Source organism: Arthrobacter sp. WCS2018Hpa-7 (assembly GCF_031843805.1).
Taxonomy (GTDB): domain Bacteria; phylum Actinomycetota; class Actinomycetes; order Actinomycetales; family Micrococcaceae; genus Arthrobacter.
Map to the genome: position 1 here is coordinate 218,556 of NZ_JAVTJB010000001.1, position 26,341 is coordinate 244,896.

The window sequence follows — 26,341 nt, forward strand, 5'->3', positions numbered from 1 at the left end:
TCTCCCCATTTGTAAGTGCACCGAGTCTATCCCCGACACACCCGAAAACACGCGCGAATTACCGGTGTTTGAACTCCGGTTGGCGCTTCTCGCTGAAGGCTGCCATGCCCTCCTTTTGGTCCTCGGTAGCGAAGAGCGAATGGAACACCCTCCGTTCGAAGACAACCCCTTGGGACAGTCCCATCTCGAAGGCCGCGTTGACTGCTTCCTTGGCCACCATGGCGGCGGGCTTGGACTTGGACGCGATGACTTCTGCTGCCTTGACTGCCTCGTCAATCACCTCAGCGGCAGGCACCACCCTGGAGACCAAGCCGGACCGTTCGGCTTCGTCAGCGTCCATGAACCGGCCCGTCAGGACCATGTCCATCGCCTTGGCCTTGCCCACGGCGCGGGTCAGCCGCTGAGAGCCGCCCATGCCCGGGATAACGCCCAGGTTGATCTCCGGCTGGCCGAACTTGGCGTTGTCCCCGGCGATGATGAAGTCCGCCATCATGGCCAGTTCGCAACCACCACCCAGGGCAAAACCGGAAACCGCGGCAATGACGGGAATGCGCAGGCGAGTGAGGTCCTCCCACCGCCGGAACCAGTCCGCCGCGTACATGTCCATGTAGCTGTTGGAGGACATTTCCTTGATGTCGGCCCCGGCTGCGAACGCCTTGGCGGAGCCCGTGATGACCACGGCCCCCACCTCAGGGTCAGTATCCATGGCCGTCACAGCATCCACGAGCTCATTCATGAGTGCGGTGTTCAGCGCATTCAACGCCTCCGGCCGGTTCAGGGTCACCAGCCCAACCCGGCCCCGCCGTTCCACCACAATGTTCTGGTACTGCTCCGTCATGCTCTCCCTCTCCGCCAAGCCCTACAACCCACAATCACTCAGTTCAAACCTTTCACACGGACTTGTCCCGTATCTCCGTGATGATGCCGGAGAAGTCCCTGCCGGCGCCCTCGCCCGCTGCAAAAGCGTCGTAGATTCGTGACGCCAGCGGCCCCATCTCGGCCGCAACACCCGTGCTTTCCAACGCATTCAGTGCCAGGCGCAGGTCCTTGGCCATCAACGCTCCAGCGAAACCCGGCTGGTAATCGCGGTTTGCCGGGCTCGTGGGCACCGGTCCCGGAACGGGGCAGTTGGTAGTGAGGGCCCAACATTGCCCGGACGCGTTGGACGCAACATCGAACAATGCCTGGTGCGTCAGGCCCAACTTCTCGCCCAGCACGAACGCCTCGGCAACAGCAATCATGGACACCCCAAGGATCATGTTGTTGCAGACCTTGGCAGCCTGTCCGGCCCCGTGGTCGCCACAGTGAACGATCCTCTTGCCCATCAATTCCAGGATTGGCTGCACGGTCTCAAAATCCTCCGGAAGCGCGCCCACCATGAACGTCAAAGTGCCCGCTTCGGCGCCTACCACGCCACCAGACACGGGCGCGTCCACCGATCGGTGACCCGCCGCCACAGCCAGGGCCGCGGCTTCCCGGGCTTCGTCCACATTGATGGTGGAGCAGTCCAGGAACAAGGTGTTCGGCTTCGCAACTGACAGCAGCCCAGGTCCACCCACGCCACGGTAGGCATCCAGGACATGCTTGCCGCTGGGGAGCATGGTCAGCACCACGGCCGCTTCCGCTGCAGCTTCATGGGCCGTGGATGCCATGGGAATCCCGTGCGTCACAGCCGCTTCCACGGCCGCCGGAACAGGATCATAGCCAATGACGTCGTGCCCGGCCTTGATCAGGTTGGCCGCCATCGGCCCACCCATGTGTCCCAGCCCGAGGAATGCGATGATGCCCGTTGCCGGCGCTTGGATATCTGACATGGCTGCATTCTCTGTCATACCGTCTCCTTCGACTCGCTGCCCAGCCCGGCCAGACCCAGTTCCCGTTCGCCGAGCGGCGCAAAGTAGCCCTCGACGTCGGACGCTTGGACGTCAGCCAGGGAAGGCGGCTTCCATTGCGGATTCCTGTCCTTGTCCACTACCTGCGCACGGATGCCCTCGCGGAAATCAGGACCTGCAAGGCAGCGCAGCCCCACGCGATACTCCTGATCCAGCGCTTCTTCCAGCGAGAGCCCCCGCACCCGGCGCAGCGATTCCAAAGCGACCTTCACGGATGTGGGCGACTTCGCCTCAATCGTTTCGGCTGCGGCGGCTGCCTCGTCGCCCAAAGAGCGCAGGCTCCGGACAATTTCTTCGGCATCGTCATACACATACGCGGCGTCGATCCACTCGCGCTGGGCCGCCAGGGCCGAGTCCGGCGCGGCTTGCGCAAAGCGCTCGACGGCGGCTTCCGGCGTCGAGCTTTCCAGCGCTTCCGCCAGCGCGGGCAGGTTTTCGGACGGCACAAAGTGGTCCGCGAGTCCCAGGAACAACGCGTCCGAACCGGACAGGTGTGCTCCCGTCAGGGCCGCGTGGGTTCCCGACTCCCCCGGCGAGCGCGACAGCAGGATGGTGCCGCCGACGTCGGGCACAAAACCGATGGTGGTTTCCGGCATGCCGGTCCGTGTCCGTTCGGTGACCACCCGCACTGAGCCATGGGCTGAGATGCCAACGCCACCGCCCAATACCAGCCCGTCCATGAACGCCACATAGGGCTTGGGATAGTGGGCAATCAAGGAGTTCAGCCGGTACTCGTCCGCCCAGAACTCCGCGGTTTCGGTTCCGCTGTGCAGCATGTCCTTGTAGATGGCCACAATGTCGCCACCGGCGCACAGCCCGCGGTCTCCCGCGCCGCGCACCAGAACGGTGGCAACGGCGTCGTCGTTGGCCCAATCCGTCAGCTGCCGGAGCATGGCTTGCACCATTCCCGCGTTCAGGGCGTTGACGGCTTTCGGGCGGTTGAGGGTCACGATGCCGAGGTGGCCGCGACGCTCAAACAGGACCTCTTCCTCTACCTCCCCAGCCCGCATCAGCTGCCTGCCGGCATGATGAAGCTGGCGCCCTGGCGGATGCCGGAGGGCCACCGCGACGTCACGGTCTTGGTCTTGGTGTAGAAGCGGAACGCGTCGGCGCCGTGCTGGTTGAGGTCGCCGAAGCCGGAGGCCTTCCAGCCGCCGAACGTGTAATACGCAATCGGCACGGGAATCGGCACGTTGATGCCCACCATGCCCACCTCCACGCGGCTGGCGAAGTCGCGGGCGGAGTCGCCGTCGCGGGTGAAAATTGCGACGCCGTTGCCAAACTCGTGCTCGCTGCACAGCCTGAGCGCTTCGTCGTAGTCGGCTGCGCGCAGCACGCTCAGGACAGGTCCGAAGATCTCTTCCTTGTAGATCTTCATGTCCTTGGTGACGTTGTCGAAGAGGGTGGGGCCAACCCAGAAGCCGCCGTCGTAGCCGTCCACGGTGAGTCCGCGGCCGTCGGTGACCAGGGTTGCGCCTTCGTCCACGCCGGACTGGATGTATCCCTCGATGCGTTCCTTGGCAGAGGCTGCCACGACGGGCCCGAAGTCCGAGTCCTTGGCCAGACTGTGGCCCACTTTCAGGTCCTTGACGCGCTCGGTCAGCTTGGCCACCAAGGCGTCGGCGGTTTCCTGGCCCACCGGTACGGCCACGGAGATGGCCATGCAGCGTTCGCCTGCGGAACCGTACCCGGCTCCCATCAGGGCGTCGGCTGCCATGTCCAGATCGGCGTCGGGCATGATCACCATGTGGTTCTTCGCCCCGCCGAAGCACTGTGCCCGCTTGCCGTGCGCGGCGGCCGTGGCGTAGATGTACTGGGCGATCGGCGTGGAGCCCACAAAGCCAATGGCCTTCACCCGCGGATCTTCGAGCAGCGCATCCACTGCTTCCTTGTCGCCGTTGATGACGTTGAAGACGCCGTTGGGAACACCGGCTTCGCTGTACAGCTCGGCGAGGCGCAGCGGAACGGACGGGTCCCGCTCGGAGGGCTTGAGGATGAAGGCGTTGCCGGCGGCGAGCGCCGGGCCGGACTTCCACAGCGGAATCATGGCCGGGAAGTTGAAGGGCGTGATACCCGCGACCACGCCGAGTGGCTGGCGGAGCGAGTGGACATCGATCCCCTGGCCGGCGTTGTCCGAGAATTCGCCCTTGAGGAGATGCGGCGCGCCGGCGGAGAACTCCACTACCTCGATGCCGCGCTGGATATCGCCCTTGGCGTCCGCGAACGTCTTGCCGTGCTCCGAGGACAGGAGCGTGGCGAGTTCGTCCATGTTGTCGTTGACCAGGTCCACGAACTTGAGCAGGATGCGTCCCCGCCGCTGCGGGTTCATGGCCGCCCATTCGAGCTGGCCCTTCTCGGCATTTGCGACGGCGTTGCGGACCTCGTCGGCACTGGCCAGCGGAAGCCGGGCCTGCACTTCGCCCGTGCAGGGATCGTAGACATCACTGAACCGGCCGGACGTGCCGTCGATCCTCTGGCCGTCTACGTAGTGTGAAAGCTCGCGCACCATGGTGGAATGCTCCTTTGCATCGTGAATGACTGCCGTGCCGCTGGGTGCTGGGACCATTGCGGGGAACACGTGACCAACTGTGATCCAGGTCATCTCTGAACCCGAATATACTCGGACTTCCTACTAATTTCCAGAGGGGTGTTTTAGGGCGTGGTGGCTCCCTAGTGGACTTCCTTCATCCCCTTGTACGCTTCCAGGGCTTCCGCCCGCGTGGTTTTGAGGTCCACGATTTCCTCCGGGTATTCGGGCGTTCCGAATTCGGGGATCCAGTGGGCGATGTACTTCCCCTGGGGATCGAACTTGACCCGCTGGGCCTCAGGGTTGAAGATCCTGAAGAACGGCGAGGCGTCTGCCCCGGAGCCGGCTACCCACTGCCAGTTGGCGGGATTCGACGCCGGATCGGCATCCACCAAGGTGTCCCAGAACCACTGCTCGCCGAGCTGCCAATGGATACCCAGGTTCTTCACCAGGAAGCTGGCGGCCACCATACGTACGCGGTTGTGCATCCAGCCGGTGTGCCATAGCTGACGTTGCCCGGCGTCCACCATGGGGAAACCGGTGCGGCCCTGCTGCCAGGCCCGGAGTTCCTCCGGCGCGCTTTCGTGGCCGGGATGCTTCCCGTTGCCTCCGCTGCTCCCGGGCCACGCCCACGGGAACTGGTCAAACTCGGCGCGAAGGTTCGCGGTGGCGAGCTCCGGGTTGTGGAAATACTGGTGCCAGCAGAATTCACGCCAACCCAGCTCCGAGGCAAAAATGCTTGCGCTCTCCGAACGCCTGGACCTCAGCGAGTGCCACACCTCAAACGGGCTCAGTTCACCCCAGCGCAGGTACGGCGAGAGGCAACTGCTGCCATCGGTGTCCGGACGGTTCCGGCCCTCGCTGTAGTTGGAGAGCCCCTTGTCCACGAAAGCAGCGAGGCGCTGGTGGCCTGCAGCCGCTCCGGGCGTCCACATCCCGGCCAATCCCCCGGACCAGTCCGGATTGGTGGGCAGGAGGTGCCAGGAGTCCAACTCGTCGTAGGACGGGAGTTTTCCGGTGTAGCCATGACCTTTCGCGGGAACGGCCAATGGCTCGCGGAATTCCAGTGCGGACACCGTCCGCCAGAAAGGCGTGAAGACCTTGTATTGCCCACCCGTTTTGGTGGTGACATTCCACGGCTCATGAAGCAGGGAAGCTTGAAAACTGGCTGCGTGGAGCCCGGCCTCGCCCGCCCAAGTCTTGAGTCCGGCGTCGACCGTTCGCTCAGCCGCACCATACCGGCGGTTCCAGTACAGCGCGCCCGCACCAACCGCCGTCGCGGTTTTCTGCACGACGTCTCCGGCAGGTCCGCGACGGAGGAGCAACGGGATGCCGAGTTTATTTAGGTCCTCACGCAGCGCCGTCAGCGAATGGTGGAGCCACCAACGCGCAGCGCCACCATGGGCGCGGATGCCTTGCGATTCTTCGTCGAGGACGAACAGGGCCACGGCGTCGCCGTCGTCGACGGCGGCCAGCAAGGCCGGGTTGTCGGCGACCCTGAGGTCGTCCCGGAACCAAACGATGGACGGTTTCATCAATTCCTTTCAGCGCACACCCCGGAAACAGGAACAGCCCATGCCCCCTCATGAAATCCTAGGGGCACGGGCTGGACGCTGGCTGTTTGAATGAAATCAGGCGATGGACGGAACAGGTTCCTCGGCCATGTCGGAAAGAACCGGGACGTTGGTCTCCGACTCGCTCCACAAAGGAACACTGTTCACTACGTAGTCCCTTGCGGCCGCACCCACCATGCTCATTCCGGGATAGATTCTGCGGCCGTTTTCCTTGATGGGCCTGAGACCTTCAAGTTCAAGAGCCGTTTTGAAGGCTGAGTCGGGAATGGGGATTTTACGTCCAAGAACGCACCAGCTGATGTACAGGCCGTAGAAAGTATCAAAATCCAAGCCGTTCTCAGTGTCGTCCTCAAACACCACGCAGTCGCGGATAAAGCTGCTGATTTGGGTATCGGTCATTACGGGGCCTCCGGCGTCGGAAGAAAAGCGGGCCGCCGGGCTGCATCAGCGAATGTCCTGTTGCCATTGTAGCCCCCTTATACCGCGGAGTAACTGAAAAACAGGTTAACTCTGGGTTATGGACACGAAGTCCCCACCGTGGACCGAAGGGCCGAACGGCTCTGGTGCCGGCACCCTCTCCGGCGTAGCGTCGACTATATCCAGGCAAACGGCCGCCGCTCACAGTGGCCGCCCGTCACAGCGGCCGCTACAGCGGCCGGGACAGCTCAGTGACAAGGAGCATCAAGTGGTTGGTTGGAATGCTGACACCGCGGCCGGGCCTTTGGGGTCGGGCACGGTCACTTTGGTGGAAGGTTCGTCTTTCTGCATTTCCTCCTCCAACGGAGACATCCATCCCGACCTGCCGCACGGCGTCTTCCATCTGGATACCCGGATACTTTCGCGGTGGGAACTGACCATCAACGGGCAGGCGATTGAGGCTTTGGCCGCAGAAACCCGGGAACCCTACCGCGCACTCTTCGCAGGCCGGGTTCCCCGCTCCGATGGGTACGCGGACAGCCCCCTGCTGGTGGAGCGGCTCAGGGAAGTCGGGGCGGGCATCTTCGAGGAAATCACGGTCCGCAACTACTCCAAGCACCCTGTGGAGTGCCGGATCCTCCTGACGGCCGAGTCGGATTTCGCGGACCTCTTTGAAGTGAAGGAAGCCCGCATCACCCGCGAATGGAAGGAGACCCGCGTCCCGGAAGGCGATTCCCTGGTGATCCGTGGAAAGTGGGAGGGAATCCGGAAGGGCGTGGCGATCCGGGCTGAAGGCGCCGGCGCCGGCGCCCGTGCTTTGGGCTTCACGGCAAAGATTCCGTCTTCGGGGAGCTGGAGCACCCGCGTCAGCGTTGTTCCCGCCGGGGATGGCACAGGAACGCCGTTCGCCCACCCGTCCCGCGGGGAGATGTCTCCCAGCGATCGCCGCCGGCAGGAATGGGTAGCTAAGATTCCCCGCCTGCAAGTGGGAAACCGTTCCATCCAACGCACTCTCAGCCGCAGTTACGAAGACCTGGGGGCACTGCGGATCCAGGACCCGGACCATCCGGACAGGGTGGTGGTGGCCGCCGGAGCGCCGTGGTTCATGACCTTGTTCGGCCGGGACTCCCTATGGGCATCAGAGATGGCATTGCCGGTTGATCCGTCGCTGGCGTTGGGCACCCTCCGCACACTCGCTGACCGGCAGGGAACGGTGGTGGACACCGCCAGCGAGGAGGAGCCGGGGAAGATCCTGCATGAAGTGCGCCTTGATGTTTCCAGCGGCCTGGCCTTGGGCGGCAAGTCCGCGTACTACGGGAGCGTGGACGCCACTCCCCTTTTCGTGATTGTCCTGGGCTCCGTCAGCCGGTGGGGCTTCGCAAAAGACGTCATTTCGGAGCTCCTGCCCAACGCAGACCGTGCGCTTGACTGGATCAGGGACTACGGCGACCGCGATGGCGACGGTTTCGTGGAGTACGGGCGGCCCAACCAGCATGGGCTCATCAACCAGGGTTGGAAGGATTCCTGGGACGGCATCAACTTTGCCGATGGCACCATCGCCGAGCCGCCGTTGGCGCTGTGCGAAGTCCAGGCATACGTGCACGGCGCCTATATGGCGCGCGCCTGGATGGCTTACGACGACGGCGACCTCACCTTGGCGGCCGAACTCCGGGAACGCGCAGACCGCCTGAAGAAGAAGTTCAACGAAGAGTTCTGGCTCCCGGACAAGGGCTACTACGCGGTTGCCTTGGATAAGGACAAGCGGCCCGTGGACGCGTGTGCCTCAAACATGGGGCACTGCCTGTGGTTTGGCTTGGTGGATGAAGACAAGGCACCCCTGGTGGTGGAACGGTTGATGTCTCCGGAGATGTTCAGCGGATGGGGCGTCCGGACGCTGGCCACGGACATGGGCGCCTACAACCCAGCCAGTTACCACAACGGATCAGTGTGGCCGCACGACAATGCGCTGATAGCCGCTGGACTGCTCCGCTATGGATTCGTGGAGGAAGCCCAACGCATTGCCACTGCCCTCTTTGAAGCTGCGGAGTCCTCGGGAGGAAGACTCCCGGAACTCTTTTGCGGCTTTCCCCGCGAACACTTCCGGGAACCGGTGCCCTACCCCACGGCGTGTTCCCCACAAGCCTGGGCCGCCACCACCCCCATCCAGTTGATCACCGGACTCATGCGGTACGACGCCCACATCTCCATGGGAGGGCTCTGGCTGGATCCGGTCCTGCCGGAGTCCTTCGGCGACCTGCACATCAGCAACGCCCCCATGGGAAGCGGACGCATCACCATAGACGTCGATGGCTCGTCGGCGCAGGTGGAGGGACTTCCCGAGGGCATGACCCTCCACCGCGCACAACGGCCCTGGATCACGGAGCTGGTGGAACGGGCGGAGCTTCGGCGGGCTGAACCTTAGCTAGGCATCGATCACCATGTCGGTGCGTGCCGTGGAGCAGCACGGCAGGAACTTGCCCGCGTCGATTTCCCGTGCCCGGATTCCTCCCTGGTGGTTCATCTCGACATCGCCGGAAAGCTTGACGATCTTGCACGAGCCACACATGCCTTCCTTGCAGTTGGCGCCGATCCTGACGCCCGCACGCTGGGCGGGCCCAAGAATGTGCTCGCTGGGGTCGACGCGCACATTGATGCCGGTGCGCATGAAGGACAGGGTGAGGCTGCCCGTTCCCACCGTCTCAAAGCTCGAGGCATCAGGAGTAACAGCCTCTTGCTCCACGTCCGCACCGCCGTCGGAGGCACCCGGGCCGGACCCGTCCGGATCAGCGCTTTCCAGCGGCAGCCCCGTGGCCTTCAAGGTTCCCCCTGCGTCGTAGCCGGGCTCGTAGAGTCCGAACGCCGTGGGCTGGCTTTCGTAGTAATCCTCGGCGGAATCGGCGATCTCCTCCGCGATTTCCTCCGCAATGTCGGCCGCCAGCGCAAGTTCCGCCTGATATTCAAGGATGGTTTGGCGGTCTCCGGTGAAGAATTCCATGTGGATGGAGGTGTCGTCGACGCCCACCTTCCCCAGGAGCTCGGTGGCCGTGTTCAGGTACCCTTCGGGGCCGCAGGCATAGACCTGGCGTCCGTTGGCATCGGGGGCCACTTGATCCAGCATGGCCGCCGTCAGCCTTCCGCTGAGCCCTTCCCAGTCGGCGGGTTTGCCGCGATCGCCCAGGGAATAGAAGACCTTGATGCGCGAGTCCACGGAGGCGATGTAGGCGAGCTCCTTGTTGAAGGCAAAGCCCTCGTCCGCCGCTCCGTGATAGAGCACCACTACGTCTGCCTCGCCCGGCAGGGAGTGAATGGTCCGCACCATCGACATGATGGGCGTGATCCCTGCTCCGGCGGCCAACAGGAGGTAGCGTGCCCGCCGGTCGGCGTCGGGCAGGTGGAACGCGCCCACCGGCCCGAGCATCTCCAGAACCGTGCCGGGTTTGATGTTCTCGTGCACCCACGGCGAGACCAGCCCCGTGGGATCGCGTTTGACCGTGATGTCGAAGGTCCACGGCTTGGTGGGTGCGCTGGAGAGTGAGTAGCTGCGGTCCGCCGGGTCCTGGTCCTCGCCGTTCACGGGGAAGGCGACGTTCACGTACTGGCCTGCACGAAACGCCAGGGGCGCACCGTCGGAGCGACGGAACACGAAGGTCATCATGCCGCCCACTTCGGCAACAATCTCAACGCATTCGGCCGTGAACTCCTGCGGATGCCACGGGCCCAAGGCGCGGGCTGCACTGGCTGGACCCTCGGTGCTGCCCATCACCCTGTTCCACGGCATCTCAAGGCCGCGGATGCGATGTGGCTCCTGGACTACCTTCTCAGTGAGGAGTTCGGTCATGCCAAGTGCTCCTGGACACGCTGTACGTACCAGTTGATGAAGGCCTCCACCTGGTATTCGCTCTTCATGTAGGGGCCGGGCTCGTAGGCGGGGCTGCCGGCGCCCGTCTGGCACAGCTCCACGAACGCCTTGTCCTGGAGGTTGGTCTGCTTCCAGGTGTAGGTGAGCTTTTCGAGGTCGTAGTCCACGCCTTCCACGGCGTCATCGGCTACCAGCCACGTGGTGCGGACCAGGGACTGGTGTTCGTTGATGGGGAAGACGCCGAACGTGATGACATGGTCGCTCTGGAAGTGGAACCAGCTATTGGGCTGGAGGTGCATCGAGCAGCGGCCCAACCGGAAGTCCCGCAAGTCGCCGAGCAGCTTCTTGGAGAGCCTGCGGCCATCGGCCGAGAATGACTCGCCCTCGCCGTCGAGCGATTCACGTGAGATGCGGATTCCCGCAATGCGGGTATCGAGCTCCTCCACTACCTCGTAGGGAAGTCCATAGCGGCGGCAACGCTCCTCGAGCGAGGACTGTGCTTCCTTGTTGCGGTCCCATACTTCTTCAAGGTGGGCCGGGATCAAGCCCTCCGTCAGGCCCCAGGTGGGGAAGAGGGAACAGGCCAGCTCAGGGTGGCCATCGCAGTGGTAGCACTCACGGTTGTTCTCCATGACGAGCTTCCAGTTGCCCTCTTCGATGATGTTCTGCTGGTAGGCAATCTTCGTTTTGGAGAGATCGTGCGGTGCAAGGTACGGCTCGAAGATCTTGGAAGTTTCGTCAAAATCCGTCGGTGGCTCGTCGGCGATGCAGACGAAGATCAGTCCGGCAACCACGCGGCTGTGGGCGCGCTTGAGGCCGAAGCAGCCCTTGTCGAACTTGGTCTCACCCGGTGCCGAGGCGTGGATCAGGTTGCCCTCCGGGGAGTACGTCCAGGAGTGGTAGCCGCAGACCAGGTTTCCGGTTGAGCCGGCAGGCTCGGTCAGGACGCGGGCACCGCGGTGGCGGCAGACGTTGTGCAGGACGTTCACGCCGCCGTCGTCATTGCGCAGCACGATCAGGGAGTAGGGACCATAGTCGACGGTGACGTAGTCGCCCGGCTCGGGCAGTTCGGCGATGCTGCCGGCAAAGATCCAATGCTGGCCAAAAATGGCTTCCATGTCGATCTTGAAGATCGTGGCGTCGGTGTAGAAAGGCGCATCGAGGGAATATCCCTTGCGCCGGAACTCGAACAAACCGCTGATCTCCGCCAGCTGCTCTGCAGGCAAGGATGAAGCGAGTTTTCCGCGTGAGTTGAGGGGCAAGACTGGAGCAGACATATGTTTTCCTCCCGGGAGGCATGGGTCAGAGTGTGTTTCGTGGGGAGCACTGCTGCGTTGGGGGCGAGCAGCGTTGTCGAAAACCTTATAGTCATGAGATTAGGGACGATTGAACCGCAACAAAAGCGCAAGATTCAGAAGATAACCGTGCACAATAGGTGCATGATCGATGCGAGGCTCATCACACTCAGGGTGTTTGCCCGCTGCGGCACCATCGGCGCCACCGCGGAGCTCACCGGCTACTCCCCGTCCGCTGTCTCTGCACAGCTGCGGGAGCTCCAGCGCATGCTGGGAATGCAGTTGCTGACCAAGGACGGACGGGGCGTGCGGCTTACCGCCACCGGCCGCTTTCTCGTGACGGGATCGGACACCCTCATTGCCGAATGGGAGAGCCTGCGCGCAGCAGCCATGGAGGCCGGCGATCAGGTGCAGTCACATTTTGGGCTCGGCGGATTCTCGACGGCGGCCGCTCAGTTGCTGGCGCCGCTGGCGGCCACCTTGCGCTCCACGCGCCCCTTGCTGGAGGTCCAGGTGCTCGAGGCCAACCCGGCCCGCTGCTTCGACTTGTTGGTGGCAGAACGAATCGATCTCGCGGTCATCGTCGCCATGCAGTCCGAAACCTACGGCGAGGACGATCCCAGGTTCGAACAGACCGTGCTGCTCGACGATCCCTTGGACGTGATCATTCCCGCTGACCACCCGCTGGCCCAACGGGAAACCGTGACGCTCGAAGAGCTTGCGTCGGAACCCTGGATCACCGAAGCAGCCGGCTCCACTTACCATTCCCTCTTCACGGCCGCGTTCACGGCGGTGGGGGTAACACCTCGGATTGCGCATGAGGCTGTTGAGTGGGAAACCCAGATAGCGTTTGTGGGGGCGGGGCTGGGCGTGGGCCTGCTGCCACGGCTGGCACCCCTTCACAGTACGGAGAACGTGGTTCGGCTGCGTATCACCGGCAAAGGGAAGCCCACCCGCCGCATTATCGCTGCGGTGCGCAGAGGCAGTATCGCCTCACCACTGATCCAGGAGTCGCTCGGCATTCTCCAGGAGAGCGCTCATCGGATCCTCACGGCCCGCCCCGAGGACGACCGCTGAGCGCAGCCCGGCAGGCACGGACAAGCTCCTCTCAGGCCCAGACCTGGTAGCCCGTCGATTTATCGAACAGCTTCCTGGTGGACAGCCCCTCGGCCGCGATCCAGAGCACCGAATCGTCATCGGTCGCCTGCTCCACCACCCCGGTGAGGACGTGATCGCCCGAAAGCCACACCTCCACGGTGTGCCCGGTCAGCTGCGCCCAATCCTTCCGGAGGCCACGGCCGTGAACAGTCTTGGCCAGAGCAAGGTCCGTCATTGCCTCTACCAGCCGCGTTCTGCGAGGCGGTGGGGCTGGGGGATGTCGTCGACGTTGATGCCCACCATGGCTTCGCCAAGTCCGCGGGAGACCTTGGCGATGACGTCAGGATCGTCGTAGTAAGCAGTGGCCTTCACGACGGCGGCGGCACGCTCGGCCGGGTTGCCGGACTTAAAGATCCCCGAGCCAACGAACACGCCGTCCGCGCCGAGCTGCATCATCATCGCAGCATCAGCCGGAGTGGCGATGCCACCGGCGGTGAACAACACGACGGGGAGCTTGCCGGTGGCGGCAACTTCCTTGACCAGCTCATACGGGGCCTGCAGTTCCTTGGCCGCAACGTAGAGCTCGTCCTCGGGAAGGGCGGCGAGCTTGGCGATCTCCGAACGGATCTTACGCATGTGCCCGGTGGCGTTGGAAACATCGCCAGTGCCGGCCTCGCCCTTGGAACGGATCATCGCCGCGCCCTCGTTGATGCGGCGCAAAGCCTCACCGAGGTTGGTGGCACCACAAACGAAGGGAACGGTGAAGTTCCACTTGTCGATGTGGTTGATGTAGTCCGCCGGGGTCAGGACCTCGGACTCGTCGATGTAGTCAACACCGAGGGACTGCAGGACCTGGGCTTCGACGAAGTGGCCGATGCGGGCCTTGGCCATGACCGGAATGGACACGGCAGCGATGATCGCATCGATCATGTCCGGATCCGACATGCGGGACACCCCGCCCTGGGCGCGGATATCGGCCGGAACGCGCTCGAGCGCCATGACAGCCACGGCACCGGCATCCTCAGCGATGCGGGCCTGCTCGACGTTAACGACGTCCATGATGACGCCGCCCTTGAGCATCTCAGCCATGCCCCGCTTGACGCGGCTGCTGCCCGTCAGCGGGATGTGTTCGAAGAGTAGGGGTCTTGTCGTCACGTGATACTCCAAGGGCTGAAGGCTGTGATTGCATCACAAGCGCCCGGATAGACCAGCGGCAACGCGCGAAAGCCTGATATCCGGATGATATATTAGTTGGCGTGTTCAGTATGCAACCGGCCAACCGGAGAGTCAACAGTCGGGGAAGGCACGGGCGGCGTTAGGCCGCGAAAAGCGCCTGACGCACTGCCTGCTCGAAACCGCTCACGTGAACCCGGGCCAATTCCGCAGCCTTTTCCTCATCGCCGTCAATAACAGCCCGCAGCAGATCCAGGTGTTCGCGCACGTGGTGCTCCAGATTGGGCAGTCGGTCCAGGACCATGCACCAGATGCGCGTGGCCAGGTTGTCATAGCGGATCAGGACGTCTTCAAGGTGCGGATTCGCGGCAGCCGCGTAGATCCCTTGGTGGACACTGGCGTCGAGCCGCAGCGTTTCCACCACAGAAGCAGCGCTGACATCGAAAGCTTCCACGGCCTGCATGACATCCCGAAGATGCTGCCTCGTGGCGGGCGAAGCGACCCGGGCCGCCCTTGCGGCAGCCAGGGGTTCCAACTGCGCCCGGATCTCGGAGATGAATGCCAGGTCAGTGACTTCCACGCGGGTGGCGAACGTACCCCGCCGCGGATAGGTGATGACCAGCCGGTCCAACTCCAGCCGCTTCAGGGCTTCACGCACGGGAGTCCGGCCGATCTCCAGGTCTTTGGCAAGCTGATCGTCATTAAGGAGGTCGCCGGGTTTGATGTCCAACATCAAGAGTCGATCCCGGAGGCGTTCGTAGGCGATGTCAGCCAAGGACTTCCTCGCGTCCTGGCCGGCGATTGCCAGAGTTTCTAAAGCCACAGCGCCATCCCCTTCTTCACAACCACAAAACCTATTGACCTGCCTGAGTCACCAGTATACGCTGAATCCCAATCCTAATATATCAGTTCAGGACCCAGGAATATATCTAAAGGAGGAGACATGACCCTCGTGGCGACAGACTCACCGGTAAGCACACTATCCAAGCCCGAATTGCTCAAAGAAGAGCAGGCACAGAAGTTCGTACTCACATTGTCGTGCGTCGAACGCGCCGGGATCGTTCAGGCAGTCACCACCTTCCTGTTTGAGCGCGGCTTCAACATCGAAGAACACCAACAGTTCGACGACGGCCTCCGGCAGACGCTGCACCTGCGGACCGCTTTCTCGGGCCCGCTGTCCTACTCGCCGGAGCGGCTTGAAGAGGAGTTCAGCGCGATTGCCGACCGTTTCGAGATGAAGTTCAGCTTCCACGACCAGACCAAAAAGCGGGTCCTGGTGATGGTGTCCAAGTTCGGGCACTGCCTGAACGACCTCATCTTCCGCTGGCGCGGCGGCAGCCTTGGGGGCGACCTCGTAGTGGTTGCTTCCAACCACGAAACCCACCGGGCCATGGCTGAAGCCGCGGGCTTGCCTTTCGTCTACATCCCCGTCACCCCGGATACCAAGGCAGAAGCTGAACAGCGCCTCCTGGACCTGGTGGAGGAGTACAACGCGGACCTCGTGGTGCTGGCACGCTACATGCAGGTGCTCTCCGACGATCTCTGCCGCGCCCTCGAGGGCCGCGCCATCAACATCCACCACTCCTTCCTGCCTGGCTTCAAGGGCGCCCGCCCCTACCACCAGGCCTACGACCGCGGCGTGAAGCTGGTGGGTGCCACTGCCCACTACGTGACCGCCGACCTGGACGAGGGACCGATCATCGAGCAGGAAGTCATCCGCGTCGATCACAGCTACGGCCCCACGACGCTCTCAACCGTGGGCCAGGATGCCGAAGCCCTGGCATTGTCCCGCGCCGTCAAGTGGCATTGTGAACACCGCGTGCTGCTGGACCAGACCAGCACCGTGGTTTTCCGCTAAGCCACCCGTCGCCCCAGACCCCACACGAACTTCAGCAGGAGAACCCCCATGACATCCACGCCCCGCATTGTCATCATCGGCGCCGGGATCGTCGGCACCAACCTCGCCGACGAACTGGTCACCCGCGGATGGAACAACATCACCGTCCTGGACCAGGGACCCTTGAACATGCCCGGCGGCTCCACGTCCCACGCGCCGGGCCTGGTCTTCCAGACCAACCCGTCGAAGTCCATGGCACTCTTTGCCAAGTACACAGTGGAAAAGTTCCTGTCCCTCACCGAGGACGGCCAGAGCTGCTTCAACCAAGTGGGCGGCCTTGAAGTTGCCACGAATGAGACGCGCCTGGCAGACCTGAAGCGCAAGCTCGGCTACGCACAATCGTGGGGCATCGACGGCAAGATCCTCACCCGCGAGGAGTGCAAGGAGCTCTATCCCCTGATCAATGAGGAAGACATCCTGGGTGGCCTTCACGTCCCCACCGATGGCCTGGCACTTGCCGCCCGCGCCGTGCAGTTGCTGATCAAGCGCACCGAAGCTGCCGGCGTGAAGTACATCGGCAACACCGAGGTCACCGGAATTGAGCAGTCAAACCGCCGCGTGACCGGCGTCGAGACCGCCGATGGCGTCATCCCCGCGGACATCGTGGTTTCCTGCGCCGGCTTCTGGGGCGCCAAGGTGGGCGAGCTGATCGGGATGTCCGTTCCGCTCCTCCCGCTGGCACACCAGTACGTCAAGACCACCCCGGTTCCCGCCCAGAAGGGCAAGAACGAACTGCCCAACGGCGCCCAGCTGCCCATCCTGCGCCACCAGGACCAGGACCTCTACTACCGCGAGCACGGCGACCGTTACGGTATCGGTTCCTACGCGCACCGCCCCATGCCCGTGGATCTGGATGAGTTGGGCAGCTACGAACCCAGCAGCATCAGCGAGCACAACATGCCCTCCCGCCTGGACTTCACCCTGGAAGACTTCCTTCCCGCGTGGGAAGCAACCAAGCAGATCCTGCCGGCACTGCGGGAAAGCGAGATCGAGGATGGCTTCAACGGCATCTTCTCCTTCACCCCGGACGGCGGCTCGCTGGTGGGCGAGTCCAAGGAAGTAGACGGCTTCTTCGTTGCCGAAGCCGTGTGGGTCACCCACTCGGCCGGCATTGCCCGCGCCGTGGCCGAACTGCTGACTACCGGCAAGTCGCAGATCGATCTTGGTGACTGCGATATCCACCGCTTTGAAGAAGTCCAGCTGAACCCGGACTACGTCAGCGAAACGTCCCAGCAGAACTTCGTGGAAATCTACGACGTCATGCACCCGCTCCAGCCCAAGCTTTCCCCGCGAAACCTTCGAGTCAGCCCCTTCCACGCCCGCCACAAGCAGCTGGGCGGCTACTTCCTGGAAGGCGCCGGCTGGGAGCGCCCGTACTGGTTCGAAGCCAACGCTGAACTGCTCAAGGAAATGCCGGACGACTGGCAGCCCCCGGCCCGTGATGCTTGGTCCGGAATGTTCAGCTCGCCCATCGCCGCAGCCGAGGCCTGGAAGACCCGTACCGCAGTTGCCATGTACGACATGACGCCGCTCAAGCGCCTTGAGGTATCCGGCCCCGGCGCCCTGAAGTTGCTTCAGGAACTGACCACCGGAGATCTGTCCAAGAAGCCAGGCGCTGTCACCTACACCCTTGTCTTGGACGAGGCAGGCGGCGTCCGAAGCGACATCACGGTGGCCCGCCTCAGCGAAGATACGTTCCAGCTGGGTGCCAACGGCAACATCGACACCGCTTACTTTGAGCGCGCAGCGCGGCACCAGACAGAGAACGGCAGTGCCGGCGATTGGGTCCAGGTCCGCGACACCACGGGCGGCACCTGCTGCATCGGCTTGTGGGGTCCGTTGGCCCGTGACCTCATCGGCACGGTCAGCAACGATGACTTCAGCAATGACGGCCTGAAGTACTTCCGGTCCAAGAAGGTCACCATCGGAGGCGTCACCGTCACCGCGATGCGCCTGTCCTACGTGGGCGAACTCGGCTGGGAGCTCTACACCAGCGCGGACAACGGGCAGCGCCTCTGGGATGCCCTGTGGAAGGCCGGCCAGCCGTTCGGCGTCATCGCCGCGGGACGTGCCGCCTTCAGCTCGCTGCGACTCGAAAAGGGCTACCGCTCCTGGGGCACGGACATGACCACCGAGCACGATCCCTATGAAGCGGGTCTTGGTTTTGCCGTGAAGATGGCCAAGGAGAACTTCGTCGGTAAGGCTGCGCTGGAAGGTCGCACCGAGGAAGGCTCGGCCCGTCGCCTGCGCTGCCTGACGGTCGACGACGGCAGGAGCCTGGTGCTGGGCAAGGAACCGGTGTTCTATAAGGACCAAGCGGTGGGTTACGTGACCAGCGCCGCTTACGGCTACTCGGTCCGCAAGCCGATTGCCTACGCGTACCTGCCCGCTGCCGTATCAATCGGAGACTCCGTGGAAATCGAGTACTTTGGCCGCCGCATCCAGGCGACCGTGACCCAGGATCCGCTGTACGACCCCACCATGAGCAGGCTCCGCGGCTAACACGCCCCGTAGTTCGCCACAGCATGCGGCCCGGGCCCCTTCCTCCTTCGTGGCCGGGAGGGTCCGGGCCGCAGCTTTCGCCCTTCAGCCTTCTTCCCAGTTCAGCCAGGACCACACATGATCAGCTCAGAAACCATCAATGACTACCTTTCCCGGCTTGCCTCACGTCAGCCGACCCCCGGTGGCGGCGCAGCTGCGGCACTGCACGCAGCCCAGGGTGCTGCCTTGGTGGCGATGGTGGCCAGATACACCACCGGACCAAAATATGAGCAGCATGCGGCGCTCGTCGCCAGAATCACCAGCGCAACCGACCACTTGATCATCGAGGCATTGCGTCTGGCGGACGCCGACGAACACGCTTTCCAGTCCGTCATCGATTCCTACAAGCTGCCCTCAGAAACCGAGCAGCTCAAGGCAACAAAGGCCGCCGCCATCCGGGACGCCCTGGTCCAGGCCGCCCACACGCCTGCCCAGCTCATCAAGGTTTCCGGTGAGGTGGTGGACCTCGCCACCGAACTTTTTGACGTGGCCAACCCCAACGTCATCAGCGACGTCGCAGCGGCGGCAGATGCAGCCCGCGCTGCCGCCACCACTGCCCGGGTCAACATCGACATCAACGTGGTGGCCATCAAAGACACCGCAGCCCGCACACGTTTGGCGGACCAGACGGACGGTCTTGAGGACAAAGTTGTCCTGGCCGCCGACTCCCTGGTCAAGCGTGTCCGCGAAAGGATCCTCTCATGACCACTGCAGTTCTTTCCGGTAAGGGACTCGCTTCCCTGATCCGGCAGCAAGCCCAGGACGAGGCCCGCGGTCTAAGCTCAGACGGACTGCGGCCCACCCTGGCTGTTGTTGTGGCCACGGAGGATGAGTCAACGCTCTGGTACGTCCGTTCGATCGAGCGTTCAGCCGAACGCGCAGGAATTGGATGCCGGATTGTTGATCTCGGCAGCGACGCCAGCGAACAAGCGCTGGCCAGTGTCCTGGCGGACCTCAGCGCAGAGCCAACCGTCCACGGCATCATCCTCCAAACTCCCCTGCCTGCCGCCGTTCGGGCAGACAGGCTGGTGGGGCTCATCGCCCCGGAGAAAGACATCGACGGCGCCAATCCCCTCAGCCTCGGCCGCTTGGCTGTCGGCCAGCCGGCCTTCGCACCCGCTACAGCGCGAGCGGTGGTGGAACTGCTGGACCACTTTGAGATTCCTGTTGCGGGCCGGAACGTCACCGTCGTCGGACGTTCCGCCGTGGTGGGCAAACCGCTGTCCCTGCTCCTTTTGGAGCGGGACGCGACAGTCACCATCTGCCATTCCAAGTCGGGGCCGCTGGAACGCCATACCCGGCCCGCCGACGTCGTGGTTGTTGCCGCAGGGCGCACCGGGCTGCTGAAGGGCAGCGATGTCTCATCGGAGGCGGTAGTGATCGACGTCGGAACAAACGTCCTGCCCGACGGTTCCCTGGTGGGAGACGTCGACGAAGCCAGCGTCACCGGAGTCGCCGCCGGCCTGAGTCCGGTTCCAGGCGGTGTGGGGTCAGTGACCACAGCACTGCTGCTGCTGCACACAGCGGAAGCCGCCCGGCAGCAGTCCCCCGCCACGCTGCTGACTGCTTCCACTTCCCGGATCTGAAGGGTTTCCCATGCATTCCAAAGCTCCGCGCGAGAACATTGACGAGTCGAAGCTGACCGTCAGCAAACCCAAGACCAAGGCAGTGGGCATCCCGGCTGTTGCCAATGCCTTGAAAATTTCGTTGGAACAAATGGGGCCGCTGCGCAGCGTCCAGACCCTGCTGGCGGTGAACCAGCTGGACGGGTTCGACTGCATGGGTTGCGCCTGGCCTGAGCATGAGAAGCGCAACGCGGCAGAGTTCTGCGAAAACGGCGCCAAGGCAGTGGCCGAGGAAGCCACCCGCCGCCGCGTCACGCCCGAGTTCTTCGCCCAGCATTCCGTTGCCGAGCTGAAGACCCGCGATGATTTCTGGTTGGGCCAGCAAGGCCGGATCACCCACCCGATGTTCCTGGACGAGGGCGCAACGCATTACACGCCCATCGGCTGGGACGAGGCCTATGACCTGATGGCCGAGGAGCTGCGGGGCATGGAACACCCGGATCAGTCTGTTTTCTATACCTCGGGCCGGACCTCCAACGAGGCCGCGTTCGTGTACCAGCTTCTGGTGCGCGGTCTGGGGACGAACAACCTCCCGGACTGTTCCAACATGTGCCACGAGTCCTCCGGCTCAGCGCTGGTCGAAACCATCGGCATCGGCAAGGGCTCCGTCAGCCTGACGGACCTGGAGACGGCATCGCTGATCTTCGTCGCCGGGCAGAACCCCGGCACTAACCACCCGCGTATGCTCAGTGCGTTGGAGAAGGCGAAGAAGAACGGCGCGGTCATCGTCTCCGTCAACCCCCTTCCCGAGGCCGGGCTCCTGCACTTCGAGAACCCACAGCATGTGGCAGGCATGATCCAAGGGACCCAACTGACGGACGATTTCCTGCAGATCCGCGCCGGCGGGGACCAGGCCCTCTTCCAAGGCCTGGGCAAATACCTGCTCGAAGCCGAAGCCGCCGGGCGGAACACCCCGGGACTGCAAACAGTTCTGGACCACCGCTTCATCGAGGACCACACGGTAGGTCTGAACGACTACCTTCGGTTCCTGGAGAAGGTGGAGTGGGAAGACATTGTGGAGGCCACCGGCCTCACCCTGGAACAGATCCATTCCACCGGTGAACGGCTCCTCGCCTCCAGCGCCACCATCGTGTGCTGGGCCATGGGACTGACCCAGCACAAACATTCCGTTCCTACCCTCCGCGATGTGGTCAATGTCCTGCTGCTCCAAGGCAACATCGGCAAGCCCGGAGCAGGGGTATGCCCGGTGCGCGGCCACTCCAACGTCCAGGGTGACCGGACCATGGGCATCTTCGAGAAGATGCCGGAGACCTTCCACGACCGGCTGGACCAGGAATTCGAGTTCCGCTCTCCGCGGGAGCACGGCTTTGACACCGTGGCAGCCATCCGGGCCATGCGGGACGGGAAAGTCCGTTTCTTCATGGGGATGGGCGGTAACTTCGTGAGGGCCGCCCCTGATTCGGAGGTCACCGAGCTGGCGCTGGCCAACACCCGGTTGAGTGTTCAGATCTCCACGAAACTGAACCACTCGCACCTGTCCACCGGACGCCGGGCATTGATCCTGCCCACCCTGGGACGCACCGAAAAGGACACCCAACGCACCGGCGATCAACGGGTCACCGTGGAAGATTCCATGAGCGCCGTCCACGCATCACGCGGACGCCTCAAGCCCGCCAGTGACCACCTCCACTCGGAAGTAGCGATCGTCTGCAACCTCGCGGACAGGCTGTTCACCGAAGGGCACAGCCGGCTGCCCAACACCCCGCAGGCATCCTGGCTGGCCATGCGGGACGACTACACCCTGATCCGCAAACACATCGAAGCCGTGTTCGACGGCTTTGAGGACTTCGAAGCACGGATCCAGCATCCTGGCGGCTTTGTGCTGCCCCACCCGCCACGCGATGCCAGGAAGTTCCAGACGGCCTCCGGGAAAGCACACTTCACGGGCAACGAACTCGAGTTCATCAAGATCCCGCCCGGCCGCTTGGTCCTGCAGACCCTACGCTCCCACGACCAATACAACACCACCATCTACGGCAAGGACGACCGCTACCGCGGCATCCACGGCGGCCGTCGCGTGGTGCTCATCAACGCCGAGGACATCACCGAGCTGGGATTTGCCGACGGCGACATGGTGCACCTGATCTCCGAATTCCAGGGAACAGACCGGCGGGCCGAGAACTTCCGAATCGTGGCCTATTCCACACCCAAGGGATGCGCCGCCGCGTACTACCCGGAAACCAACGTCCTGGTGCCCCTCGATTCCGTAGCGGACACCAGCGGAACGCCCACGTCAAAATCCGTGATCATCAGGCTGGAGAAAGCCTAGGCAGCGCTGTACAGCATGAGCTGCGTCACATAGGATAACTGATATATCTATTGAGTATTCACGAAAATATCAGCTGTCCGGTTGTCCGTGAATGGTGCTTCGGTGGCCTGAAACCTGGGGAGGTATTTCTTCACCGAAGCACCACTTTCGGATCATTGGGCAGCATATTTCAGCAATAGCCAAAGAACAGGGAGTGACCATGTCAGGAAACAGAGCAGTCGCCTACAAGGAACCCGGTGTCGTGGAAATCATCGACACTGACTACCCAACGTTTGAGCTTAAAGACGGGCCGGGCGTCAACCCCGCAAACGTCGGACGGAAAGTGCCGCACGGCGCAATCCTCCGCACCGTGACCACCAACATCTGCGGATCGGACCAGCACATGGTCCGTGGCCGCACCACAGCTCCACAGGACCTGGTGCTCGGCCACGAAATCACCGGCGAAGTGGTGGAGGTGGGACCCGACGTCGAGTTCATCAAGGTAGGCGACATCGTGTCGGTGCCGTTCAATATCTCCTGCGGCCGCTGCCGCAACTGCAAGGAACAGAAGACCGGCATTTGCCTCAACGTCAACCCTGACCGCCCCGGCAGCGCCTACGGCTACGTTGACATGGGCGGCTGGGTAGGCGGACAAGCAGAGTTTGTGCTGGTTCCCTACGCCGACTGGAACCTGCTGCGCTTCCCGGACCGCGATCAGGCGCTGGAGAAGATCATGGACTTGACCATGCTCTCGGACATCTTCCCCACCGGCTTCCACGGCGCCGTCACCGCCGGCGTCGGCGTGGGCTCCACAGTGTACGTCGCAGGTGCCGGGCCCGTGGGCCTTGCTGCCGCCGTCGGCGCTCAACTGCTGGGCGCCGCCGTCGTGATTGTGGGCGACATGAACGAGGACCGACTGGCGCAGGCGCGCTCCTTCGGCTGCGAAACCGTCAATGTGTCCAATGGCGATCCGAAGGAACAGATCGCGCAAATCCTCGGCGTTCCCGAGGTGGACTGTGGCGTAGATGCTGTGGGCTTCGAAGCCCGCGGCCACGGTAAGGACGCCTCCCACGAAGCCCCTGCCACCGTGCTGAACTCCCTCATGGACATCACGGCCGCCGGCGGATCCCTGGGCATCCCGGGGCTCTACGTCACCGGTGACCCGGGCGGAATCGACGACGCCGCCAAGCACGGCTCCCTCTCGCTGTCCCTTGGTACCGGCTGGGCCAAGTCCTTGTCCTTCACCACTGGCCAGTGCCCGGTCATGAAGTACAACCGCCAGTTGATGATGGCCATCCTGCATGACAAGGTCCAGATCGCCAAGGCAGTCAACGCCCAGGCGATCCCGCTGGAGGACGCTCCCCGCGGCTACGCCGAATTCGACGCCGGAGCGGCAACAAAGTTCGTACTGAACCCCAACGGTTATGTGAAGGCCTGATACTCAAGCGGATCAGTACGCACCACACGGGTACCGGGGACTGCGCGGCAATCATTACGGGAAGGCCGGGCAGTCCCCGGTATCTGTTTTAAAGAAGCAGCACCACCTCAGGAAGCGAAGATCCATGCTTACCCAAGAAGTCGCCGCCGGCACTTCCGTTGTCCGGCGGGACGCACCCACCTGGGCCGAAGCCCGCCACTTGGCCTACCACTGCGGCGGCCCTCTCCCTCCCGTGAACGTCACCCTCCGGGAAGCCATCGGACGAACCCTGACCAGCGCAGTCACCGCGCAACGGAATATGCCCCACTACGCATCGTCGGCCATGGACGGCTGGGCCACCAACGGCAGCGGCCCCTGGACCCTCACGTTGCCAGGGCGGCAACTCTCCCCCGGAGAAGCCAGCGTCATTGCCACTGGCGGACTCGTGCCCACGGGCGCCACAGCAGTCCTGCGCAAGGAAAGCGGCCAGGTCTCCGGGGACGGATCCGGCATCCAACGCCTCACGCTGACACCTGACGCGAAGCCGGACGAGGCACGTCCCGGCCGGCACATCCGTCCAGCCGGGGAAGAAGCCTCACACGGCGACGTCCTGATCCCCGCCGGCACGCTCCTTAACCCTGCGCACATCGCCTTGGCCGCCGTCGCAGGCCACGATTACCTCCAGGTACAGCGCAAGCCGAGGGTCGCCGTCGTACTGACCGGTTCGGAAGTAGTGACCTCGGGCGAGCCTGGACCGGGACAGGTCCGCGACGCGTTCGGACCGCAACTGGATGCCGTCATCTTGCAGTTGGGCGCGGAGCCCGCTGGCCAGCTCAGGATTGGCGACTCATATGAGGATTGGCTGGCAGCGCTGGGAGATGATCCCGAGGGCTTACCGCCGGACGTCACCATCACCACCGGCGGGACAGGCAAATCCGGGACAGACCATTTCCGCGATGCCATCGCTGCACTCGGCGGCAGGCTCCTCCTGGACGGCATTGCCATGCGGCCAGGACACCCTGCCGTGTTGGCTGAACTTCCCGATGGCCGATTCGTCATCGGACTCCCGGGGAATCCGCTGGCCGCCATGATGGCGCTCATGACCCTCGGTGAACCCCTGCTGGCCGCACTGGGAAACCGGACCCTTCCCAGAGCAAGGTTGATGACGTCCGGGGCGGACATTGATCCCTGCCCGGGACGGACACGGCTCATGCCCTGCACTCTTATCCACGATCTCGCGTTCCCGGCCTCCCGCACGGGTCCGGGGATGATGCGCGGGCTGGCCTGGGCCGACGGATATATGGCTGTTCCCCCCGAAGGCGTGGCAGCCGGAGCGCCTGTTTCCGTCCTGCCCCTGCCATGGACGGCTCCCAGCGGGTATGACGCCAGTCCCCAGGGCGTGAAAAGGTCCGTGCAAAAACTCCGTCTAGGATGAGGAAAGACGAGCGTGCAGGCCGGACAGCGCTACCAGCCAAGTCGGCCTGCCTGGACAACGACACGAGGCACCATGGCCGCACGCAGCAACCCGGAGTTCGACAAGGACGCAGACGCCCAAGGCGGCGGCGTCCAATCTGTGGACCGTGCGCTCCAGATCCTGGAAATCCTGGCCCGTGAAGGCGACGCCGGAGTCAGTGAAATCGCGGAAGAAATGGGCATCCACAAATCAACCGTGTCCAGGCTGGTGGGCTCCTTGGTCAACCGGGACATCGTCCGGCAGAACAGTGAGCGCGGCAAGTATCAGCTGGGCTTTGGGATCCTCCGCCTGGCATCTTCCATTCCCGGCAGGTTGAGCGTGGTGCATGAAGCACGGGAGGTCCTGGAGGCGCTGGCGGCCGAGTACAAGGAGACCGTCAACCTGGCCGTCCTGCGGTCCAACTATGCCGTCAACGTGGATCAGGCAATGGGACCCTCAACCCTGGCTACCTACGACTGGGTGGGCAGCCTGACGCCGTTGCACGCCACGTCCAGTGGCAAGGTTCTTCTTGCCGCGCTGACCGCCGACGAACGCAACCAGATTCTCAAGGCAGTGGGCCTTCCCGCGCGGACGCCCCGGACCGTAACGAACCGCGGGGAGCTGGAAAAGCAACTGCTGGTTGTGGCCCGCAACGGGTACGCCACAGTTCACGAAGAGTTTGAAATTGGCCTCACTGCCATCGCCGTACCCATCTTCAACCACGCGGGAAGCGTTATTGCCGCCATCAGCATTTCCGGGCCAGCGTTCCGCTTTTCGCCGGAGGACCAGCCAGGGCTTATTGAGGGCCTTCGGGAGGCCGGACTGACCATCAGTACCCGGATGGGCTATAGGCGGCGCTAGCGCTGACGCGCATCCCTCACCGCCCTCGGGTATAGCGGCCATTGGAGTAGCACTCGCTGCCCCGGGGCGCCTTCTAGGGACGCACTATTCGCAACGCAACCCATGATACGCAACGTAGTACTTCCAGCCAATTGATATATCAATGTGCTGTTAAAGAGCGTGGATCCCTTGACTTTGGATGTGACGGAGCGCACTCTGTTGCATAGCGCGGATGTTGTTGATTCCTGCGGAACACGGCTGGGAGCACTCAACTGCCCCCGTCCCACGAACCAGAAGAGGTGCATCATCCCAATCGCCTGCCCGCTCCGTGACCGCGCACCCGGGGAGGCGTAACGGCCCGCCATGACCATCGGATCGAAGGAAACCCCCAACCTTCCCACCGACCCATTCACCAAGGCCTCGTAGAAATGCAGGCTCATGACACGCCGAGCAAAGGACCCGCT

At 63.4% G+C, this 26,341-nt stretch carries 21 protein-coding genes; 10 read left to right on the plus strand and 11 right to left on the minus strand.

Going from position 1 to position 26,341, the window contains the following annotated elements; genetic code table 11:
• Positions 1-58 precede the first annotated feature (58 nt).
• From RQH14_RS01005 to RQH14_RS01030, 6 genes are all read right to left on the minus strand, one after another.
• Positions 59-838: an enoyl-CoA hydratase gene (locus RQH14_RS01005; protein WP_311211481.1), complete on the minus strand. Its 780-nt coding sequence runs from the start codon at positions 836-838 to the stop codon at positions 59-61.
• A gap of 52 nt (positions 839-890) precedes the next feature.
• Entirely contained in the window at positions 891-1,832 is a 942-nt protein-coding gene (mmsB, locus tag RQH14_RS01010) for a 3-hydroxyisobutyrate dehydrogenase (RefSeq protein ID WP_311211482.1), read from the minus strand.
• Positions 1,829-2,902 (minus strand): enoyl-CoA hydratase/isomerase family protein, encoded by a 1,074-nt coding sequence (locus RQH14_RS01015; RefSeq protein ID WP_311211483.1) that lies wholly within the window; start codon positions 2,900-2,902, stop codon positions 1,829-1,831. The genes mmsB and RQH14_RS01015 overlap by 4 nt, the downstream gene beginning before the upstream one ends.
• Complete coding sequence (locus RQH14_RS01020) at positions 2,902-4,401, minus strand: CoA-acylating methylmalonate-semialdehyde dehydrogenase (RefSeq protein WP_311211781.1); 1,500 nt, start codon at positions 4,399-4,401, stop codon at positions 2,902-2,904. The genes RQH14_RS01015 and RQH14_RS01020 overlap by 1 nt, the downstream gene beginning before the upstream one ends.
• Positions 4,402-4,562: 161 nt before the next feature.
• The gene (locus tag RQH14_RS01025; protein WP_311211484.1) at positions 4,563-5,954 is read right to left on the minus strand and encodes a deoxyribodipyrimidine photo-lyase; all 1,392 of its coding nucleotides are present in this window, start codon (positions 5,952-5,954) and stop codon (positions 4,563-4,565) included.
• A gap of 96 nt (positions 5,955-6,050) precedes the next feature.
• On the minus strand, positions 6,051-6,392 hold the full coding sequence (locus tag RQH14_RS01030; protein ID WP_311211485.1) for a hypothetical protein: 342 nt from the start codon (positions 6,390-6,392) through the stop codon (positions 6,051-6,053).
• Between the two features lie 286 nt (positions 6,393-6,678).
• Between RQH14_RS01030 and RQH14_RS01035 the strand changes: the two genes are divergently transcribed.
• Positions 6,679-8,832 carry a glycogen debranching N-terminal domain-containing protein gene (locus RQH14_RS01035; protein WP_311211486.1) on the plus strand — a complete coding sequence of 718 codons (2,154 nt, stop codon included), beginning with the start codon at positions 6,679-6,681 and terminating at the stop codon, positions 8,830-8,832.
• Here RQH14_RS01035 and RQH14_RS01040 read toward each other — a convergent pair whose 3' ends face one another.
• Together RQH14_RS01040 and RQH14_RS01045 are read right to left on the minus strand one after the other, a co-directional pair.
• Positions 8,833-10,248 carry a ferredoxin reductase gene (locus RQH14_RS01040; protein ID WP_311211487.1) on the minus strand — a complete coding sequence of 472 codons (1,416 nt, stop codon included), beginning with the start codon at positions 10,246-10,248 and terminating at the stop codon, positions 8,833-8,835.
• Positions 10,245-11,546 carry an aromatic ring-hydroxylating dioxygenase subunit alpha gene (locus RQH14_RS01045; protein ID WP_311211488.1) on the minus strand — a complete coding sequence of 434 codons (1,302 nt, stop codon included), beginning with the start codon at positions 11,544-11,546 and terminating at the stop codon, positions 10,245-10,247. The genes RQH14_RS01040 and RQH14_RS01045 overlap by 4 nt, the downstream gene beginning before the upstream one ends.
• Positions 11,547-11,708: 162 nt before the next feature.
• Between RQH14_RS01045 and RQH14_RS01050 the strand changes: the two genes are divergently transcribed.
• Entirely contained in the window at positions 11,709-12,641 is a 933-nt protein-coding gene (locus RQH14_RS01050; RefSeq protein ID WP_311211489.1) for a LysR family transcriptional regulator, read from the plus strand.
• A gap of 31 nt (positions 12,642-12,672) precedes the next feature.
• Here the strand turns inward: RQH14_RS01050 and RQH14_RS01055 are convergent, their stop codons facing one another.
• The 3 genes from RQH14_RS01055 to RQH14_RS01065 form a co-directional block, all read right to left on the minus strand.
• Positions 12,673-12,897: a hypothetical protein gene (locus tag RQH14_RS01055; protein ID WP_311211490.1), complete on the minus strand. Its 225-nt coding sequence runs from the start codon at positions 12,895-12,897 to the stop codon at positions 12,673-12,675.
• Between the two features lie 5 nt (positions 12,898-12,902).
• The gene (gene pdxS / locus RQH14_RS01060) at positions 12,903-13,817 is read right to left on the minus strand and encodes a pyridoxal 5'-phosphate synthase lyase subunit PdxS (RefSeq protein ID WP_311211491.1); all 915 of its coding nucleotides are present in this window, start codon (positions 13,815-13,817) and stop codon (positions 12,903-12,905) included.
• Positions 13,818-13,977: 160 nt separating this feature from the next.
• Positions 13,978-14,658, minus strand: a complete 681-nt coding sequence (locus RQH14_RS01065) for a GntR family transcriptional regulator (RefSeq protein ID WP_311211492.1) — start codon at positions 14,656-14,658, stop codon at positions 13,978-13,980.
• Between the two features lie 120 nt (positions 14,659-14,778).
• Here RQH14_RS01065 and purU point away from each other — a divergent pair, with 120 nt between their 5' ends.
• From purU to RQH14_RS01105, 8 genes are all read left to right on the plus strand, one after another.
• Complete coding sequence (gene purU / locus RQH14_RS01070) at positions 14,779-15,693, plus strand: formyltetrahydrofolate deformylase (protein ID WP_311211493.1); 915 nt, start codon at positions 14,779-14,781, stop codon at positions 15,691-15,693.
• Between the two features lie 48 nt (positions 15,694-15,741).
• Positions 15,742-18,234 carry an FAD-dependent oxidoreductase gene (locus tag RQH14_RS01075; RefSeq protein ID WP_311211494.1) on the plus strand — a complete coding sequence of 831 codons (2,493 nt, stop codon included), beginning with the start codon at positions 15,742-15,744 and terminating at the stop codon, positions 18,232-18,234.
• Between the two features lie 117 nt (positions 18,235-18,351).
• Positions 18,352-18,978 (plus strand): cyclodeaminase/cyclohydrolase family protein, encoded by a 627-nt coding sequence (locus RQH14_RS01080; protein ID WP_311211495.1) that lies wholly within the window; start codon positions 18,352-18,354, stop codon positions 18,976-18,978.
• Positions 18,975-19,859: a tetrahydrofolate dehydrogenase/cyclohydrolase catalytic domain-containing protein gene (locus RQH14_RS01085; RefSeq protein WP_311211496.1), complete on the plus strand. Its 885-nt coding sequence runs from the start codon at positions 18,975-18,977 to the stop codon at positions 19,857-19,859. Before RQH14_RS01080 ends, RQH14_RS01085 begins: the two co-directional genes overlap by 4 nt.
• A gap of 10 nt (positions 19,860-19,869) precedes the next feature.
• Entirely contained in the window at positions 19,870-22,188 is a 2,319-nt protein-coding gene (locus RQH14_RS01090; RefSeq protein ID WP_311211497.1) for an FdhF/YdeP family oxidoreductase, read from the plus strand.
• Positions 22,189-22,387: 199 nt separating this feature from the next.
• Positions 22,388-23,605: a formaldehyde dehydrogenase, glutathione-independent gene (gene fdhA, locus RQH14_RS01095; protein ID WP_026005570.1), complete on the plus strand. Its 1,218-nt coding sequence runs from the start codon at positions 22,388-22,390 to the stop codon at positions 23,603-23,605.
• Between the two features lie 124 nt (positions 23,606-23,729).
• A complete protein-coding gene (locus RQH14_RS01100; RefSeq protein ID WP_311211498.1) occupies positions 23,730-25,019 on the plus strand; it encodes a molybdopterin molybdotransferase MoeA in 1,290 nt (429 codons plus the stop codon).
• A gap of 72 nt (positions 25,020-25,091) precedes the next feature.
• The gene (locus RQH14_RS01105; RefSeq protein WP_311211499.1) at positions 25,092-25,898 is read left to right on the plus strand and encodes an IclR family transcriptional regulator; all 807 of its coding nucleotides are present in this window, start codon (positions 25,092-25,094) and stop codon (positions 25,896-25,898) included.
• The last annotated feature ends 443 nt before the right edge of the window (positions 25,899-26,341 follow it).